General features: G+C 39.6%; 11 protein-coding genes. 2 read left to right on the top strand and 9 right to left on the bottom strand.

Annotated elements, in window-relative coordinates:
• Positions 1-146 precede the first annotated feature (146 nt).
• From AC1Q59_RS17720 to AC1Q59_RS17740, 5 genes are all read right to left on the bottom strand, one after another.
• Entirely contained in the window at positions 147-3,008 is a 2,862-nt protein-coding gene (locus tag AC1Q59_RS17720; RefSeq protein WP_492367189.1) for an ATP-binding protein, read from the bottom strand.
• Positions 2,995-3,366 carry a response regulator transcription factor gene (locus tag AC1Q59_RS17725; RefSeq protein ID WP_492367190.1) on the bottom strand — a complete coding sequence of 124 codons (372 nt, stop codon included), beginning with the start codon at positions 3,364-3,366 and terminating at the stop codon, positions 2,995-2,997. Before AC1Q59_RS17725 ends, AC1Q59_RS17720 begins: the two co-directional genes overlap by 14 nt.
• Before the next feature lie 17 nt (positions 3,367-3,383).
• A complete protein-coding gene (locus tag AC1Q59_RS17730) occupies positions 3,384-5,003 on the bottom strand; it encodes a response regulator (RefSeq protein ID WP_492367191.1) in 1,620 nt (539 codons plus the stop codon).
• Between the two features lie 262 nt (positions 5,004-5,265).
• A complete protein-coding gene (locus AC1Q59_RS17735) occupies positions 5,266-6,540 on the bottom strand; it encodes an Nramp family divalent metal transporter (protein WP_492367192.1) in 1,275 nt (424 codons plus the stop codon).
• A 27-nt stretch (positions 6,541-6,567) separates the two neighbouring features.
• Entirely contained in the window at positions 6,568-7,311 is a 744-nt protein-coding gene (locus tag AC1Q59_RS17740; RefSeq protein WP_492367193.1) for an MBL fold metallo-hydrolase, read from the bottom strand.
• A 210-nt stretch (positions 7,312-7,521) separates the two neighbouring features.
• Here AC1Q59_RS17740 and AC1Q59_RS17745 point away from each other — a divergent pair, with 210 nt between their 5' ends.
• Complete coding sequence (locus tag AC1Q59_RS17745) at positions 7,522-8,247, top strand: FadR/GntR family transcriptional regulator (protein WP_492367194.1); 726 nt, start codon at positions 7,522-7,524, stop codon at positions 8,245-8,247.
• Positions 8,248-8,398: 151 nt separating this feature from the next.
• Here the strand turns inward: AC1Q59_RS17745 and helD are convergent, their stop codons facing one another.
• Positions 8,399-10,735: an RNA polymerase recycling motor HelD gene (gene helD / locus AC1Q59_RS17750; RefSeq protein ID WP_492367195.1), complete on the bottom strand. Its 2,337-nt coding sequence runs from the start codon at positions 10,733-10,735 to the stop codon at positions 8,399-8,401.
• A 313-nt stretch (positions 10,736-11,048) separates the two neighbouring features.
• Between helD and AC1Q59_RS17755 the strand changes: the two genes are divergently transcribed.
• On the top strand, positions 11,049-11,504 hold the full coding sequence (locus tag AC1Q59_RS17755; protein WP_492367196.1) for an N-acetyltransferase: 456 nt from the start codon (positions 11,049-11,051) through the stop codon (positions 11,502-11,504).
• A gap of 125 nt (positions 11,505-11,629) precedes the next feature.
• Here AC1Q59_RS17755 and argJ read toward each other — a convergent pair whose 3' ends face one another.
• The 3 genes from argJ to AC1Q59_RS17770 all read right to left on the bottom strand — a co-directional run bounded on the left by argJ (position 11,630) and on the right by AC1Q59_RS17770 (position 16,000).
• Entirely contained in the window at positions 11,630-12,829 is a 1,200-nt protein-coding gene (gene argJ, locus AC1Q59_RS17760) for a bifunctional glutamate N-acetyltransferase/amino-acid acetyltransferase ArgJ (RefSeq protein WP_492367197.1), read from the bottom strand.
• 47 nt (positions 12,830-12,876) lie between these two features.
• The gene (locus AC1Q59_RS17765; protein ID WP_492367198.1) at positions 12,877-14,322 is read right to left on the bottom strand and encodes an APC family permease; all 1,446 of its coding nucleotides are present in this window, start codon (positions 14,320-14,322) and stop codon (positions 12,877-12,879) included.
• A gap of 289 nt (positions 14,323-14,611) precedes the next feature.
• Positions 14,612-16,000 carry an aminotransferase family protein gene (locus AC1Q59_RS17770; protein ID WP_492367199.1) on the bottom strand — a complete coding sequence of 463 codons (1,389 nt, stop codon included), beginning with the start codon at positions 15,998-16,000 and terminating at the stop codon, positions 14,612-14,614.
• Between the last annotated feature and the right edge of the window lie 321 nt (positions 16,001-16,321).

A 16,321-nucleotide genomic window follows, 5' to 3' on the forward strand; every position in this document is an offset into this window, starting at 1 on the left:
GATATGTCGTTCTTCGCCACAGTGATTTTGCAGCCTGTCCTCCTTGAATACAAAGCTAGAAAAAGAGAATCACGCTAAGTATGGTGATTCTCTTTTATCATTTCCTTTATTCAAAACGACCACCAAAGCTCCAAAAGAGCTCGTTCCTAATGAGGAAGCAATATCTGCCCATTCTTTTCATTGTTTATGAGCGTTTCTATAACGAGTTTGGATAATTGACTAGGTTTATATGGCTTAACAAGGTAATCCTGTGCACCAAGCGAGAAGCCCAGTTCCTTGTCATCGATAGCGGTTGAAACAAATATAGGAATATCCTTTAGTTTTTCGCTTTTCTTCATTTCCTTCATGATGGCCCAGCCATCACATTCATCTTCAAGCATAATATCCAGAACAATGGCATCTGGCGGAGATGCATTCAACTGGTTTAACGCATCTTTTCCGCTATTAACAGAACTTACATAAAAGCCCTTGTCATGCAGTTCCTGATTTAGAAGCTCTGCTAGGCTTAAATCATCCTCAACAATCATAATCGTATAATTCAGCATAGAATGAGATTCGTCTTCATTATGAATAGTAGCTTTCATGCTGACATGCGGGAACTGAGTGGTGAAGGTGCTTCCCTTCCCGTATTCAGAACTTACGTTGATCACACCATCGTGTGCTTTGACAATTTCTTGAACAATGGCAAGGCCAAGGCCTGTACCTCCAATCCTTCTTCGATCAGAGTTATCCACCCGATAAAATTGTTGGAACAATTGTGGAATGGCATCCTCCGGAATACCAAGACCTTCATCTTGAATATCGACGGAAATCATGTCGTTCCTATTGTATACCCGAATGAAAATATCTCCGCCTTTAGGCGAATATTTAATGGCGTTACTTAACAGATTAGTAAACACCTGTTCAATTTTCATTCGATCCCCTAGTATCATCGTTTCCTCTGATTCAACTGAAAGGTTAATGTTGTGTAGGGCTGCAGAACCTTCTTGAAGCTCAATCACATTTTTCAATATAGAAATAATATCAATAAATTTCTTTTCATAGGTCTGTTTTCCCGATTCCATTCTTTGAATATCAAGGAAGTCATTAATTAAGGCCGTTAATCTTTTCGCTTCGTTATATATCGTCTGCAAATACTTTGTTTTTCTTTCAGGCTTTAATTCTTTATGCAGCATCAGCTCTGTAAAGCCAAGAACGCTGGCTAAAGGTGTTCTTAATTCATGACTGACTGTACTTACTAACTCGGATTTCATTTTTGCAATCTCATATTCTTTTGTAATATCACGATGGACAAGAAGTGTGCCAATGTCTTCATCGCTTTCTTTTTTAAAGGTTGTACAATAGACTCTGATCACCTGATGGCCATTTTTCTTCCTGTATATAAATGAATGCTCCTCTTCAGGGTTCTGAAGGGCTGAACTTATAAGATTCTCTAGTGTATCAATAAAATCATTTTCTTGAATTTGCTCGGCCATCAAAAGGGTCCACTGTTTCCAAGAAAGTCCTAATAAATCTTTAAAGGAATTATCCTTTTTAAATATCTCTCCCAATTGCTGATTCACCTGAATAATCGTTCTATTCTTATCAATCAATTGGATGCCTTCCTGGACATTATTTAAGATATCTTGATTTAACCGGCGATCTTCCTCAGATTGTTCAAACAGATTGATTTTTTCAAGATAAATCGCTAATTGTCTTGAGAGCGTTTCATATTCGGCTATTTCTTCGTTTGTAAAAAGGAATCCGTAGCGTGTTAAAACCAAAACAGCTTTTACTTCATCGGAAGACATAACGGGTAAATAAAGGTCATAGCAATATTGAAGAGTTTCATGATACCCTTTTTCAGCTTCATGCTGTTCACGGCGGACTAAATACCCTTGCTTTTCGGAGGTTAAGCGCAGCATTAATCCGCTATTCAAATTTCTTTTAAATTGTTTTACACCTGAGTCGGACACACCGTATGCAGCGGATGCTTCCTCATAAAGAAGAGTAATAACCCCTTTATCTGCTCCAGTAACCTTACACATATTCTCGATAATACTTTGCATTACTTCTCTCTTATCTAAAGAAGAAGAAATGCCTTTGATTAATTCATTCCTTCGCCGCAGCTTATTTTGATTATCTGTTAACACTTCAAGTGTAGATTGAAGTTCCTGTTGTTGCGCCTGAAGCTCATCTTGCTGCGCAATTAATTCCTCGTTATGTGCCACTAAATCCTGTTCCTTATCCTGTATACTTTGCACCATCTTTTCAAAAGCCACAGATAAAATGCCAAGTTCATCTTTTCTTGTTGGATCGGCTTTTATAACTGCCTCTCGCCCAACAGCTATTTCATTTGCAGAAATAGTAAATTCCGCAAGAGGTTTCCCTATATTTTTAAGAATCTTATAGATGGCAAACAATAATATGAGCAAAAATAATAGTAAAAAAACAAGGAGGTTATATTGCTGCATGATCTCCTTTTCTTCCAGCTTATTGGCATTGGTTGTAAGCTGCTCTTGAAGGTTTGTTGCAAACGAAGTTATTTGAGTGAGAAACTCTCCTACTTCTAAAATGACCTCTTGATCTGAAATATCCGCACTTGGGTCCCTAGTATTTTCGTAGTCTTGTATAACGGCCGGAACGACTGTTGTGAAATAATAGCTGATGAAACGGTCTATTCTCTGATAAATTAGTTTTTCATCGTTTGTCTTTGCTAACTGTCCGAATTCATGAAGTTCGTTTCTAAGCTCCCGTTCCTGCTGATCTGCATCTTCTTTATTTGCAGGTACTTTAACACTTATTGAATCCGGCAATAGTAATACTGAAGAATTAAATGGCTGATAGATATTGTTTATACTATGGAGCTTTCCTTCAAGATCTGAGCGATTTAAGACATATTCATTTTGAGCTTGGTGCTGAAAATAAAACAATGCACCCGTTCCTGCAATAAAAAATAAAAAGCTTAAGACAAACAAGGATAATACCTTATTTGATATAGAATGATTTATGGAATCAATTATTTTCATTCAAAATTTCCTCAACTAATTCCAAAAGTTTTAATGGGCTAAATGGCTTGGCCATAAAATAATCAGCACCTGCTTGCAGAACCCGTTCTTGTTCATCCGCCTGGCTTTTGGCAGAAAGCATTAATATTTTCGTATGACCATTTGTCTCAGCAGTTCGAATCGTCGAAATAACCTCTAGCCCAGTAAAAACAGGCATCATATAATCTAAAATGACCAGATCATATGGATGGCTTTGATATAAATCTACAGCCTCTCCGCCATCAGCGGCTTCATCAACGATATATCCTTCGTCTTCAAGCGTATCAACGACAAGCATACGAAGGGCCTCTTCATCCTCGGCTAATAATATTCGGTTCAATCTGTTATCCTCCTACCTTATTGCATCTGATTTAAGATTCTCTGTATCCTTGCCCGGAGCTCTTGTGTATAAAACGGCTTCGTAACATAATCATCCACACCCAGCTTTAAAGCCTGTTCGATTTCCTTTTTGCTGTTTCTTCCTGTTAGCATTAATACTTTATATTTATAGGCATTGTCACTTTGTTTGATTGCTTGGAGGACCTCCAAACCATCCATGATGGGCATAACACCATCTAGAACAATAAAATGGTTGACATCTTCTTTTGCATGTTCCGATTGTAAAAAGGAAGGTCCATCCTCAAACGTCTTAATATTTAATTCAATCTGTTTAATTTTTAAGGATTCTAGCAATTGGGCTAGTAAAGCTCGTATAATGACATCATCATCAATGACAGAGATATTAACAATTGTCCTTTTATGCTGACTCGGCAATGATTGTAAACATTCAACCCTTGCTCTTCCTAGCCGTTTTGCTTCATATAGTGAATGATCAGCCCTTTTCAAGGCTTCTTCCACAGTAACGGACTCATCATCAACCTCACAGACCCCCGCTGAAAATGTAACTGAAAATCTTTTTTCTTCATAAATGTATTCCATATTGGAGAAACCCTTAATTAGTTCATTTAAGCGCTCTTTCGTTTCCTCTTTAGAGGTTTTCGGGAATACAAGAATAAACTCCTCTCCCCCGTATCGGTAAACCATGTCCAAACTGCGGACATGCTGTTTTAAATATTGAGCGAAGTCTCTCAGTATTTGGTCTCCCATTAGATGACCATATGAATCATTAATTTTCTTAAAAAAGTCAATATCCACTATACAAACCGAAAAAGCTTGTCTAGTTCGTTTGAAATCATGAAAATATCGGGGAAGGCTATCAGCAAGGTATTTTCTATTATAGATTTGGGTAAGTTCGTCAATTAAAACTGATTGATCAAAGTTTTTCTTTCTCTGTAAATGCCGGTTAATTTTTACGATAAATTCATCCATATCAAGAGGTTTTTTAAAAAAGTCATCTGCACCATTTTGATAGGCCTCAATTCTCACCTGCCTATTATCATTGATACTAATCATAATGGTGGGAACAAAATATTTTTCACTATGTTCTTGGATTTCTTTCAATACTTGAAAACCATCCTTGTTTGGCAACGTAACATCTAAAATAAGGCAATCCGGCTTCATTTCGAAATACTTGTTCACGGCTATTTCTGGGTTGGTATGAGTCATAACCATCCAATTTTTTTCTTCTAGCGCATCTTTTAGGAACATCAGCAGAGAAACATCATCATCTATGATTTGTATAAGAGGAGCATCCGCATTGCTGCAGGGTGTATCATGATCCACGAATTCATTGAAATTCTCATATTGATAGATGAGCTGGATTAAAGGAAACAAGAAAGTTTTTAATTCTATTTGATCCCACGCCTTTTGGTCATCCTCTTTTAATTGATCTAAAAGGCCTTTCGCTAGGTTCATGAGGCCTGCAAGCTGCAGAGTCCCTGATGTTCCTTTAATAGAGTGAAGAAATCGATAAACTTCCTCACCTTGAATTTTTCCAGCTTCATCTGTATGTAACCATGCTTCCAGCTTGCTTTTCATGGTTTGAAATAAATGATTTCTGTATTTTTGAAGATCCATTAACTTCCTCCTCTTCCTATATTTCAGTACCACCCTAGGTACAAAGAAATGCAGTTAACATTTATAGTATAATAAATAACTAGTATATAGGAATTATATAAAAAAGGTACTTTAACCGCAGTTTAATTTTTCACTTATTATATAAAAAACCCCTAAGACGGATTTCCTATCCAACTTAGGGGCAACTAAGAATTTTTAAAAGTGAAAAGCAAAGGATTCCACGCTTTACAAACCCCTCAAGCATGAACCCTTTGCCTAAAAATCAAACAACTCCCAATGCCTTTAATATATTCATGACTCCGATATATATAGCGAATCCTACAGCAACAGCACCTAATATATTTGTTGTTGCTTTATTGCGGAACTCACCAGCAATATCCTTTTTATTGATTAAGTAATAAATAAAAATAGCTGTAATCGGAAGAAGCATGCCATTCACGGACTGTGCCATAATGATCGTCCAGATTGGATTAGATACTCCCGTTGCAAAGATAAACGGAATCCAAGCTACCAATGTAAAGACGATTCTAAAAGGCGTGCTCTTAATATCAGTTGAAAGGTTAAAGCTTTGCGTTACCACATATGAGGCAGATAGCGCTGCCATTGGCATTGAAGATACTGCCGCCGCAAAAAGGCCGATGCTGAATAAGAAATATGCAGCTTTGCCAAGCAATGGCTGAAGCGCCAAGGCCATCTGCTGGGACCCGGTAATTTCAAGCCCTTCAGATATATGCAGCGGATTTAATATTGAAGCAGCCACTACACCAACAGACATGGTTACAAGTCCGCCAATAAAAATTGGAACAATCGTATCAACGCGCATTAATTTTAAATTTTCCTTTGGCTTTTTGAACCAGCCTCTTTCCACGATTCCCGCAGAATGAAGATATAAGTTATAAGGTACAACAGTTGTACCGATTAACCCTAGAACTAGCATGGTATCTGATATTTCAAATTTAGGAATTACTAATCCCGCAAGCATTTGCGGATAATCTGGCTTAACAAAGATCATGTCGATTAAGAAAGTCACACTCATTAATCCGACTAAAACGGTTATCGTTTTTTCTAATACAGAGTACTTTCCGATCATAAGCAAAGTCCAGTAAAGCAGGGTTACGATAAACATCCATCCCCACCCAGGAAAGCCTTCGATCATCCCCCCTAACGCAAGGCCTACACCTACTTCATTACCAACGGAATAAATAGCATTTCCCCCAGCAATAGCAACTACCGCAATAATACTTGCCCATAATCCTAACCTTTGCCGGATTAGCGTAGCAAGCGGAAGACCTGTCGATAAAGCAAGGCGAGCTGACATTTCCTGCAAAACGATTGTTAAAATAACGGCCATTGTCACCGAAGCCCATAATAAGGTATAGCCATGATTGGTTCCTGCCACAATACTAGTCGTAATCGTTCCTGTTCCAATGAATGCCCCTGTAACAAGCATTCCAGGACCCATTTGTTTGAGCAGGTGGAATATCCCTTTTTTCTTAACCTCTACCCCTTGTTCGGGTCTGATTGGTGTTTCTCCCATAAGGCACCTTCCTTCCATTAATTGATTCTAGCAATCAGGTACAGATATCGTTAGTTTGTTGGTACCGTTACCGCAGCAAAGACCTTCTGCCAGGATAATTGTTTCCTCTGCCTCTGCAGTGGCCACCCATTTTCCATTCTCTTTGATTAATGGAACATCATGGCCGGGATAGATCACTTCAGCGATGTCGGCGATTTTTTGAATGGACCTTTTTGCAATTTCGACATCCCATGTATTGCCGAGAGGTCCATGAATAAGCTCCAGTCTATTTTTAATAGAGTCACTCGCCAGTATCTTTTTATCTATGTCAAGTGCGATCATTCCAGCTGTATGGCCTGGAACCTCAATCACTCGCATTCCATCTATTTCATCATTTTCAGCAATAAATTGCAGGTTTGGGCATTGAAGTAATTTCTGCTGGTGGAAGTCTGGTACAGCGAAGTCATATTCTTGAGGTGCAGACAGTTCCTTTTTGTGAATGTAAATTTTAGAGTTAGGAAAGAGCGTCCAGTTTACTGCATGATCAAAATGCAAATGGCTTAGGATCAGGCCATCAATATCATTCTTATTAAGATTCAATTCTTCTAATCTATTAAATAGTTCTATTCTTTCGTTATAGCCTGCGGTATCGAATAAGTAGTTTTTCACTTTTCCTTCATTATGTATTTGAATTAAATATGTGCTGCTCCAGCCTAAAAACCCTCTGGCTGATCTTCCGGGAAAACCTATAAACAAAGGGATTATCTCTTTTTTTGACGTCTGATTATTCATTTACTCACCTCCTTTAAATCATCTGGTCATCATGTTGTATGACAATTTGACTGCGCTTTCACAATTATAATGTTAAATTTTTCCTATGTCAAAATAATTTATATTTTTTAAAAAGTCCATATTATCCATATTTAGTGCTTTTCATTTGTGTATACTTGAGTTACAAGTCTGAAATTGTCTAATTGATATCCATATAAAGGAAGTGATGATTTGCTAATTCCCCAAATAGAAAGAAAAAAGGTATCAAGCCAGCTCATTGAACAGCTTAAAGAATTAATTAAAAAAGGAACATTCCCTCCCAAAAGCAAGCTTCCATCAGAAAAGGATCTCGCCAAAATGTTTGGTGTAAGCCGGTCTCCCATTCGAGAAGCGCTGAGTGTACTTGAAGCCAGTGGGCTTGTTGAATCACGGCAGGGAGAAGGAACGTTTGTTAAAGAGATTCATCTAGCGAATATGTTAGATTCTGTAACCTTTGATATGATAGAAATCGAACAGGTATATAACTTGCTTGAAATGAGAACGGTTCTAGAAACAGAGGCAGCCGCATTTGCTGCACTTCGGGCCACAGAGGATGACTTGGTGAAAATTAAATCGGCTTTAGATGAAATAGCTGAGAATATGGTAGATGATTATTCTATAGGGTCAGAGGCAGATTTTCAGTTCCATCATGAAATTGTAAGCGCCTCCCATAACCCATTTATCTTACAATCAATCGAAAACTTAAAAGATCTGTATAAACGTTCTTTAAATTATTCATTAAAAAGAAACGTAGGGCTGAGAGAAAAAAGGGAACAAATTTATCAGGAACATTTAAAAATCTATGAGTCTATTTATAATAAAGATGCTGCAGCTGCAGCCTATCATATGAAAAGACATTTAAATAATGCGCGGATTAAGCTTGGGGACAAACGCGTTGGCCAAATAGAGAAAAACTAAAAGCCCTGTTGTGCACCCATTAAAAATGGGAACACAGATTCAGGGATTCACCAGAATGGCAATATTTTAACTGTAATTTTAAAAAAGAACTTGCCCGATAGCAAGTTCTTCCTTCAAGAGACCGGCAATTCCTAAGCCAATCCCCGTAACCTTATTTCATTACAAGGCTCCCCGGCACAGCATTTTTCAAAAAGAAACTAGGCTCCCCAATACTATAAAGCTCCAAATGATGCATAGCCCGGGTACAGGCAGTATAAAACAATCTCCGCAGGCTTTCATCGCCATAAACCTGATCCGATGCATCATAAATAATAACGGCATCAAATTCAATGCCTTTAGCCAAATAAGCCGGAATGACGACAATGCCCTGCTCGTATTCCATTGCTCCGCTTTTCACCAGTTTGAGTTCTTCGATGCTGCTTTTTAAAGCGGCGTAGGCTGCTTTGCTTTCGGCTGCGGATTTGCAAATAATAGCAACCGTTTGATACTGCTTCCGCAAGTCCTCCACTTTAGAGATAATATGAAGGTGCAATTCGGCATGATTGGGCACTTGCATCAGCACCGGAACCTCGCCGCTGCGGTCAAACGTGGCAATCTTTTCACCGTCAGGCACAAGGCCGCGGGTAAATTCGGTAATAGGTCTTGTTGATCTGTAGCTGCGGGTCAGGTTAATGGTTGCAGTTTGATCCGGTCCATATAAGCCGGTGAGTGTCTCGAAATCAGCTGTCTCGCTGGCATGGGCAAAGATCGCCTGGTTGAAGTCGCCAAGCACAGTCATCTTCGCAGACGGAAACAGCCGTTTCAGAAATTCAAATTGAAACGGTGAATAGTCCTGTGCCTCATCGACTAGCACATGTTTAATCGAGCCATTGATCTGAAATCCTTCGATTAGCTCTTTTAGCAGCAAAAATGGCGTCGCATCTTCATAAAATAGCTTGCCTTCATCCAGCATGATCATCGTCCAACGGCAAATTTCCTTCCACTCTTCAGGAAGCTCTCCGTCAATCCACTGTTTAATCCGATCCGAATCAGCAAAAAGCTGCTTATAGATTTCCGTAAAATCAATAAACCGAAGCCCACGGATCCATTTGCGCAGCGGCTTTAGCTTTTTGCGCACGATCATGCGTCCTAGCAGCCTGCGCTCTCTTTCATCATCCTGAAACGAGTCTTCAGTAAATCCGTGTTTTTTCTGCAGGAGAGTATAGGCTCTTTGATATTCCTCTTTGCTTAAAAGCTCGATTTTTTCCTCCACCCACGGCTTGGTCAGCTCACGCTTTTCCGTGTCATTGATCCGTTCATTGAGCCATTCGGTCAGCTTCTCCAGCCGGTTGTGAAACCGAAGCGACGTGTCCTTGCTATAAAACCTTTCCGATATTTGCTCAGCTGTAACAATTGGTTTTCCTCTGAACATCAGTCCCTTGAACTTCAGGCCGGAGGATTCCAGCGACTGCCTGTATCTCAGCATGGCCTCAAAGAAATGGGCCGATGCCTTGAAGCGGATGCTGGCTGTTCTGGTTTGGTACGCCGGATCATCACTTTTTGTTAATACGTACTCCAGCTGCTCATAAGGATCCTCGAGTTGAAATTCGCCGCTTAGCCGATGGATCAAGTATTCCTGGAAGGTGGCCTGCTGCATATTCTCTTCGCCCAGCTCAGGCAGCACATTGGAAACATAGCTATTAAACATCGTATTAGGCGAAAATAGAATGATTTGATCAGCTTTTATCCGATCTCGGTATTTATAGAGCAAATAAGCAATCCTCTGCAGGGCGGCCGATGTTTTTCCGCTGCCCGCAGCACCGTGAACAATAAGCAGACGCCCGCGGTCATGACGAATGATCTGGTTCTGTTCCCGTTGAATGGTGGATACAATGCTTTGCATATGCTTATCTGTGCTTTTTCCAAGAACCTGCTGTAGGATTTCGTCACCAATGGTAATGCTCGTATCGAACATCGATTCAATGACACCGCCGCGGATGATGTATTGCCATTTGTTCTCCATGCAGCCGCGGACGATGCCTCCAGGAGTTGTGTATTCAGCCGGGCCTGGCGGGTAATCGTAATAGATGCTTGAAATCGGCGCCCGCCAATCATAGACAAGGAAGTTCTCTCCGCTAGGATCCGTAAGGGTAGCTAAGCCAATATAGATGCTTTCTTTCGCTGAATCTCCTTCTTCTATGAAATCAATGCGGCCGAAATAAGGCACCTTATGCATGCGCCGCAGAACGGACAGCCTGTTAGCCGCATGCTTGTGAGTGCTCTGATTGACAGTCAAAGCCTGAGCCTGCTGGCGCAATCCGATAATTGTCTCGAGATAATCGTCAAACGTATCGACATTCACCTTGACGTCATCCCAGAAGTGTCTGCGGATATGGACCACTTCGTCTTTCCGCCGGCCCGTCTCGTCCTCAAGCCTGCAGATTTGTACTGAGATGGTCTCTAATACGCTATCCAATCGTTCTTGCTCCTGGCGAAGTTCTTTGTTCATATCAAGCACTCCTTTAAAAAGTTGCAAATTGGGGGTTGACTGCGGGTTGTTTTCTTTGTATAATTATAGTTGGGTAAATATTTATTTTTATATATTAAAAATGCGTTACTTTACTAATCTAACACAGGTTTTTCCTTTTATCAATGTTTAATATAACCGGTGAACGAAAATATATAAAAAAAAGGATCGAGGAGCCCTCGATCCTTTTTTTCTTCAGGCCCTACATAGATACAAATAAAAAACTTTTTGTTGAATAAAAATCCAAATTAATGTATTTTTATTATAATATTCGAAGTTAATTAGGGGGACAAATATGGATATTTATAGTGCCGTTGCCAGTGATGTCAATGACATCTACGATTTAATACAAACCTATGCTGAACAAGGAGTTGTTCTGCCTCGAACACATTTATCATTGTATCAACATTTGCAGTGTCTGTATGTAATGAAAGAGGATAATCAAATACTGGGAGTTGCCGGACTGCATGTGTTAGGTCAGGACCTGGCGGAGGTACGTTCATTAGTTGTAGCTCCTAACCATTCCGGTAAAGGCATAGGCCGTCAATTGGTTCATCACGTTTTTAACGAGGCCTCACGTCTTGGAATTAAAAGATTAATATCTTTAACATATGAAACAGAGTTCTTTAAAAAATGCGGGTTTGAAATTATTCCAAAGGATACTTTGCCTGAAAAAGTATGGATTGACTGTATGAATTGCCCTAAGAATGCTTGTTGTGATGAAGTCGCAATGATTAGATACATAGGGTGATATTTTATCCAACCCTTTCGATTTAAGTCACGAATACCGATTTCATAAAAATACAAAAGGCTGACCATCACCCTTTACGGGAAATGGTCAGCCTTTTAATTAATATAAAAAAATAGCTGCTTAAATCATGATGTATATTCTCCATTTATTCTAACGTAGTCGTATGAAAGATCACATCCCCAAACGGTTGCGCTTTCCTTACCTAAATTTAGGGATACTTTTATCGTAATTTCATCTCCCTGTAAATAGTTTTTCACTTCCGTTAGATCTACATTATCTAGAGGTTTTCCATCATAAACGGGGATACTGCCAAAAGAAATAGCTATTAATTCAGGCGAAACCTCTATTTCTTTATCACATTTGCCAACAGCCATGACAACCCGTCCCCAGTTCGGATCTGCTCCAAAAATAGCTGATTTCACCAGCGGAGAATTAACGATGGATTTGGCTGCCTTTTTTGCGTGTTCAAAATGCAAAGCATTTTCTACAATAACCTCGATTAGCTTTGTAGCACCCTCACCATCCCGAGCAACTTCTTTAGCTAACTCTATAGACATTTTATTTAAAGCCTTTTTAAAGTCTTCAATATTTACTTCTCCGGCTAAGCCATTAGCCATTATGGCAACGGTATCACTTGTGCTGGTGTCCGTATCAATACTTACCATATTAAAAGATTTATTGACTGATTCATTAAAAATGGTCTGTAGAATACTAGATGGAATTTGTGCATCCGTGACAAAATAGGAAAGCAAGGTAGCCATATTGGGTTCAATCATCCCAGACCCCTTGGCAATCCCAACTAATGTGGCTTCCCCAATTTTACAAGCCCTAATTTTAGGATGCGTATCGGTAGTCATGATCGCTTCAGCGGCTTTTTCAAACCCGCCCTCGACCAATTGATCTTTAAGGCCTTTGATTCCCTGTCTTATTTTATCCATTGGCAATGGTTTCCCAATGATACCTGTCGATGACGGAAGAATATCTTCTGGAGGAATATTTAACTCTTCTCCTATTAAATAAATGATCTCTCTGACATTTTCAATGCCTTCCTCTCCCGTTGCTACATTTGCGTTTTTGCTGTTGATGGCAAAACATCTCAGCTGCCCATTCGCTATATTTTCCCTGCCAACAGGAATAGGCGCTCCACAGAATTGGTTTTGAGTAAACATAGCTGCAGCTGAGGCTGGAACAGCAGATAACATGACAGAAAAGTCGAGTGTTTCATCTTTGATTCCTACGTTTTTAGAACAAGTATAATAGCCTTTTGGAAGATAGTTTGATATATGCTCCTTTTTGCCTTTTGATAATGTGTTAATAACTTCCACCCTGAACAGTTCCTTTCCATGCTAAGATGCTTGCTCGCTTTTGATTCTTAGCTGCTCTTTTTCTCCGCGTTCTCTTCTTCGTCATATTTTATTACCCTAGCAATTTCATCATTCATATGTTTATCTGAAGATTCCGTACCGTATTTTTTCATAGATATTTTATAAAATACAAATCCGAGGATCGTCCAGGCAAAGACAATGACCCATTCATAAGGCCAAACTAGCGCTGATGGCATTCCTGGCATATATAGAATACTTATTCCTAATGACATAAAAGCGGCGATCCATCCAATCGCTGTACCGCCTGGCAGACGAAACGGCCGTCGCATGGTTGGTTTCTTTTTGCGCAAAATAATAAAGGATACTGCAACCATAAACCATGCGACAACTAGACCCAGACCGCCAGCGTCCACTAGCCATACTAATGCAGGCCGACCGAATAATGGGGCTGCAGTAGATAATACAGCGATTAACAAGATTGCTTTATGCGGAGTTTTATACTTCGGATGCAGCTCGCCTAAAGATTTAGGAAGCATACCTGCTTTGGCAAGCGCGTATATCGCACGGCTGCCGCCAATGTAAAATCCGATCCAGCTTGTTAAAATACCTCCAATACCTCCGAGAACAAGGATATTCCCCATCATTTGACTATCCCCAAAGGCTTTGGCCATGGCATCAGCTGTAACTAGATTGGATTCAGCAATTTCAGCTGGGGTTAAAATTCGCGACACACCAAAAATAACCATAATATACCATACAACAGCCAGAATGACTGAGAATATTAATAATTTCCCAATCTGTTTCTGCGGGAGTTTAATTTCTTCGGCAGCCTGCGGAATGACATCAAATCCAACAAACATAAAGGGCGTCATAATGACTACTGTTAAGATTCCTGCTATTCCTGTTTCAAATAAAGGCTGCATATTTTGGGTATTACCCGCAATGGTACTGCCAGTAATTAATAATACGCCTGCAATCAGAATTAATAATGATAAAATAAACATGGCTGCTGTCGAAAGTTTAATCCCGCGATAGTTAATCCAGGCAATAATGATCGATCCTACGATACCGACCCCCGCCCAGGTAACCGTTACATCCCAATCCGCTATGGTGTATAAATAACCCTTGCTGTAGTTTGGAATCAAATACTCAAAAACCGTTGGAAGAGCAACAGCTTCAAAGGCTACTACAGATACATAACCAAGGATAATTGCCCAAGTCGTGACGAAACTGGCAACCCTCCCCATCGCCTGAAAACTATATACATGCTCTCCGCCAGCCAGCGGAAGGGCTGATGCTAATTCCGCATAGGTTAAACCAACGAATATAACTAGCAATCCGCCAATTGCGAAGGCAAGGATGGCTCCCAAGGAGCCGGCCTCTGTAATCCAAAGTCCAGCTGTAACTACCCATCCCCAGCCAATCATCGCTCCAAATGCAAGGGAAAGAACATCTCTATTTCCGAGTGTCTTTAATAATCTTTGTTCACCCATTCATTTACCCCCTATTAATTTTTATATTGGTAAAATAAGTAGCATTAAATAATTGCTTAAAAATATCTTTGTTAAACATAAATTCTCTATTCAAATGTTACCGGGGTGATTTTGCTTTGAAGATTCTTCTAGGCAGGAAACAGAATCTGTACATCTTTTTAAAATAATGAAGTAATGTCCCATTAGGTTGAATATTCTGATTTTTATAATGGTTTAATCGCCTATTCCTTTATGGAATAGGCGAATTTATGTTGAAAGTCATTTTGCGATGGATTCATTTTAAAAACCATTAGACATTTTGATACCCTAAATTCTTTTCGACAGTCCGGATTACATTTGAAAAAACGGTAACCATGGTTTCAATTTCCTCTTTTGTAATAGTAAGCGGCGGTGACATTACGATGATATTCGCACCGTCATATGTGACGGACCGTACAATTAATTTTTGATTGAAACATTCTTCAACGACTTTTTGTGCTGCCATTTTCTCTGGCGCAAATGGAACTCCTTTTTCTCTGTCCTCGAAAAGTTCGAAGGCGCCTAATAATCCTTTGGCCCGTGATTTTGTCACAATTTGATGTTTGTCTTCCAAATATTTAAAGCCTTTTATTAGCTCTAACTCCATCTGCCTTGCGTTATCTACCAAATTCTCTTTTTCAATAATCTCAATATTTTTCAACGCAACAGCACAGGCGGTTGGATGGCCACTGTATGTGAATCCGTGAAATAATGTATCATTAGATACTTCGGCTAGTTGATCCCTTAAACGTTCAGTGATCGCTACAGCCCCCAATTGAATATAACCGCTGGTAATTCCTTTTGCCATGCACATAAGATCAGGCACAACATCCCAATTATCTACCCCAAACATCTTACCAGTACGTCCAAAGCCACAGATCACTTCATCGGCAATCATTAGGATGCCATACTCATCACAAAGCTTGCGGACCGCTTGTAAATATCCGTCTGGAGGGATGTTGACGCCTCCAGCTCCTTGAATGGGTTCCAATATAACTGCTGCAATGGCTTCAGGGCCTTCTGTTTCAATAATGCCTCGGATGCTGTTTGCATAATCCGGGTCACTCTTATCTCCTAATTCGCAATTCGTTTTATGTGCTTTCGCATGGAGAAAGTCCGGTGCTAACGATGAAGTCATTTTATGAAATTGCTGAATTCCTGTAGCACTTGTCGCCCCCACCGTAATTCCGTGGTAAGCCTTTTCCAACCCAATAATCTTTTTCTTCTCTGGCTGTCCTTTCAATTTCCAATAATGACGCACAAGCTTGAATGCAGTATCATTGGATTCCGATCCCCCGGAGGTATAGAAAAATACATTCAAATCACCTGGTGTCATACTCGCCAGTTTCTCTGATAATTCGATAACCGATAGGTGGGATAAATTACCAAACGATGAACTGTATGCCAGTTTGCCCATCTGCTGACTCGCAGCTTCCCCTAGTTCCTTTCTGCCATGCCCTATGTTTACGTTCCACAGCGACGCCATAGCATCAATATATTTGTCCCCGTGAACATCTGTTAAATAGATGCCTTTTCCCTCTGTGAAAATAGATTTAGGGCCACTTTCTTGATGCTGTTTCAATGAAGAAGTCGGATGCAAATAATGCTTTTTATCTAAATCTTGCAGTCTGTTAATTTGCTTCAAATCGTATGTGTTCATCACAAATACCTCCCTTTAATGATTCATTAAAATGAATGATTTAGGATATATCGCAAGTTTCATGCCAAAAATCCAACCCTATTAAAATGGGATTTTTAGTTCTTGCTTTACGCATGTAATTACTTCATGCATTACTCAAAATGCATCCAAGCATGATTTTATTAAAAATACAGCTTTGTTATTTACACTCTTTGTATTTCATAGCCTCAAATGCAAATTTCCATAACTAAAGAGATACCAACTAGCTCAGATAAAAAGAAAGGGTATATAAAACCATCATTTATTAATGCATCGAAGCATGATATATTAAATTATGTATAT

The organism is Cytobacillus sp. MT66, assembly GCF_058792595.1.

Coding starts and splice junctions, on each gene's coding strand:
- AC1Q59_RS17755 (WP_492367196.1), top strand. CDS start 11,049: ATGGATATTTATAGTGCCGTTGCCAGTGATGTCAATGACATCTACGAT.
- AC1Q59_RS17735 (WP_492367192.1), bottom strand. CDS start 6,540: ATGGGAGAAACACCAATCAGACCCGAACAAGGGGTAGAGGTTAAGAAA.
- AC1Q59_RS17765 (WP_492367198.1), bottom strand. CDS start 14,322: ATGGGTGAACAAAGATTATTAAAGACACTCGGAAATAGAGATGTTCTT.
- AC1Q59_RS17730 (WP_492367191.1), bottom strand. CDS start 5,003: ATGGATCTTCAAAAATACAGAAATCATTTATTTCAAACCATGAAAAGC.
- AC1Q59_RS17770 (WP_492367199.1), bottom strand. CDS start 16,000: ATGAACACATACGATTTGAAGCAAATTAACAGACTGCAAGATTTAGAT.
- helD (WP_492367195.1), bottom strand. CDS start 10,735: ATGAACAAAGAACTTCGCCAGGAGCAAGAACGATTGGATAGCGTATTA.
- AC1Q59_RS17740 (WP_492367193.1), bottom strand. CDS start 7,311: ATGAATAATCAGACGTCAAAAAAAGAGATAATCCCTTTGTTTATAGGT.
- AC1Q59_RS17720 (WP_492367189.1), bottom strand. CDS start 3,008: ATGAAAATAATTGATTCCATAAATCATTCTATATCAAATAAGGTATTA.